Origin of the sequence: Claveliimonas sp. (assembly GCF_037273965.1) — a bacterium.
Classification (GTDB): domain Bacteria; phylum Bacillota; class Clostridia; order Lachnospirales; family Lachnospiraceae; genus Claveliimonas; species Claveliimonas bilis.
Map to the genome: position 1 here is coordinate 1 of NZ_JAYAZJ010000003.1, position 2,775 is coordinate 2,775.

A 2,775-nucleotide genomic window follows, 5' to 3' on the forward strand; every position below is an offset into this window, starting at 1 on the left:
ACAGGACGTCCTATCGGCGGCGGCAAGGGCGGTTCCAACTTTGATCCCAAAGGCAAATCCGACAGAGAGGTTATGGCGTTCTGCCAGAGCTTTATGACTGAACTCTGCAAGTATATCGGCGCTGACACAGACGTACCGGCAGGCGATATCGGTGTAGGCGGACGTGAGATCGGTTATCTGTACGGACAGTACAAACGTATCCGCGATCTCAGCGAAGGCGTTCTTACAGGAAAAGGTCTTACCTACGGCGGATCACTTGTACGTACTCAGGCTACCGGTTACGGCGTTGTTTACATTCTTGATGAGCTGATGAAGGCACACAATGATGAACTCAGCGGAAAAACCGTGATCGTCACAGGCTCCGGAAACGTTGCGATCTACGCTGCCGAAAAAGCGACACAGCTTGGCGCAAAGGTTGTTGCAATGTGCGACTCTAACGGATATATCCATGATTCTGAAGGTATCAAGCTTGATATTGTAAAAGATATTAAAGAAGTAAAACGCGGACGTATCAGAGAATATGCTGACCGTGTAGAAGGAGCATCCTTTACCGAAGGCGTTGGCATCTGGAACATCAAATGCGACGTATACCTTCCCTGTGCAACTCAGAATGAGCTTGGCCTCGATGCTGTTAAGACTCTTATTGCAAACGGCTGCAAATACATTGTAGAAGGTGCAAATATGCCTACTACTCTGGACGCTACGGAATATGCTATGGAAAACGGCGTTCTCTTCCTTCCGGGAAAAGCATCCAATGCAGGCGGCGTGGCTACCTCAGCTCTTGAAATGAGCCAGAACTCCATGAGACTTTCCTGGAGTGCAGAAGAAGTAGACGAAAAGCTCCACGGCATTATGAAAGATATCTACAAAAAGATCGACGATGCCGCACAGCGCTATGATATGAAAGACAATTTCGTTGTAGGCGCTAACATTGCAGGATTTGAAAAAGTTGTAGATGCAATGAAAGCCCAGGGTATCGTTTAATCCTCCCAGTTCTTAATAAAATTAACGAAAAACTGCCGCAGACAAAGTGCTGATAAACGCTCACTTCTGCTCTGCGGCAGTTTTTATTCTCTTTATGTTCCCAAAAAGTTTTTCATGCTTTTCAGCGCATTTTTTTCCAGACGGCTGACCTGGGCCTGAGAAATCCCTACTTCCTCCGCCACTTCCATCTGCGTTTTCCCGTCATAAAAACGCATTTCTATAATATGCCGCTCTCTGTCTGAAAGTCTTTCCAGTGCTTCCCGAAGCGAAAGGTTTTCCACCCATTTTTCCTCCCTGTTCTTTTTATCACTGATCTGATCCATCACATAAAGAGTATCTCCGCCCTCTGTATACACCGGTTCAAAAAGACTTACCGGATTTTGGATGGCATCCATTGCATAAACGATCATTTCCTTTTCGATTCCTGTTTCCTGAGAGATTTCTGCGATCGTAGGCTCTCTCAGATGCTGCTTTGTATAATTTTCTCTGGCATAAATGGCCTTATAGGCAATATCCCGCAGAGAACGGCTGACGCGGATACTGTTATTATCTCTTAAATATCTTCGTATTTCTCCAATGATCATAGGCACTGCATAGGTAGAAAATTTAACCTGCAGTGTTGTATCAAAATTATCAATGGCTTTCATCAGTCCGATACATCCGATCTGAAACAGATCGTCTGCATTTTCATTGCTGTTCTGAAACCGTCTGATCACACTTAATACAAGTCTTAAATTTCCTTTGATGTACTGCTCTCTTGCTTCTTTGTCTCCCTCCTTGATCCTGCGGAACAATTCCTCCTTTTCCTCGGGCTTCAAAACAGGAAGCTCAGAGGTATTTACTCCACAGATTTCTACTTTATTAAGCGCCATCGAAACATCCTCCTTCTCTCTTTTGCTTATTAAAAGCTTTCTCAGAGACAGGGAGAAATATACTTTTTTCGGAAAAATATAAAAAATATAAGCCCTTGACAGCTTATGTCAGGTGTTCTTTGCGAAAACATTTTTCCTCCTGGATCTGGACCAGAATGATATCATCCCCAATCTGGCAGATACATTTCCAGGGGATTACATACTCGCTTTCTCTTCCAAAAAAGCTGCACAGCCTTCCCGGTCCGGGAACCACCAGCGCTGTGATCTGGCCGGTCTTACAGTCAAATTCCACATCAATGGGACATCCCAGGCATCGGCAGGTGCAGGTATTAATGATTTCTTTTTGTTTCAGCTCACATAAGCGCATAACAGCAACCGTTTTTTCTCAAATATATGTAAAAAAACGCCAGATTATGCATTTCCATTTGTTGACATAAAAAGTAAAATTATAGTATAATGTGCCCATAACAGCAGGGTTTGGAAGGTTTTGCATATCTCTGCTCAACTGGATAGAAAGGGGACAATGCCATGAAATGTCCGTTTTGTGGTCGGGACAATACCAGAGTTGTAGATTCCAGACCTGTAGAAGACACCAATTCCATCAGAAGAAGACGTATGTGTGAATCATGCGGAAAGCGCTTTACTACTTACGAAAAGGTAGAAACCATTCCGTTAAGCGTTATAAAAAAAGACCAGAACCGTGAACCCTACAGCCGCAGCAAAGTTCAGGACGGGATTCTCCGCGCCTGCTATAAACGGCCTATTCCGGTAGAAAAAATAGAAGAGATCATGGATTCTATAGAGGGAGAAATCTTTGACCGGGCTGACAGAGAAATTTCCAGCAATCAGATCGGCGAGATCGTCATGGAACACTTACAGGCGCTGGACGCAGTTGCTTATGTTCGTTTTGCCAGATCGG

4 protein-coding genes are annotated in these 2,775 nt (G+C 44.3%); 2 read left to right on the forward strand and 2 right to left on the reverse strand.

What is annotated here, in order from left to right:
- Positions 1-984 (forward strand): Glu/Leu/Phe/Val dehydrogenase dimerization domain-containing protein (locus WJ238_RS00030; protein ID WP_337605813.1); only part of this gene is annotated, 984 nt, incomplete at its 5' end.
- Positions 985-1,076: 92 nt separating this feature from the next.
- On the opposite strand, the gene sigG is transcribed toward WJ238_RS00030, so the two are convergent.
- Positions 1,077-1,856, reverse strand: a complete 780-nt coding sequence (gene sigG, locus WJ238_RS00035) for an RNA polymerase sporulation sigma factor SigG (RefSeq protein ID WP_022066823.1) — start codon at positions 1,854-1,856, stop codon at positions 1,077-1,079.
- A 103-nt stretch (positions 1,857-1,959) separates the two neighbouring features.
- Positions 1,960-2,223, reverse strand: a complete 264-nt coding sequence (locus WJ238_RS00040; RefSeq protein WP_022066822.1) for a PRC-barrel domain-containing protein — start codon at positions 2,221-2,223, stop codon at positions 1,960-1,962.
- 161 nt (positions 2,224-2,384) lie between these two features.
- Between WJ238_RS00040 and nrdR the strand changes: the two genes are divergently transcribed.
- Positions 2,385-2,775 (forward strand): transcriptional regulator NrdR (gene nrdR / locus WJ238_RS00045; RefSeq protein ID WP_337605814.1); only part of this gene is annotated, 391 nt, incomplete at its 3' end.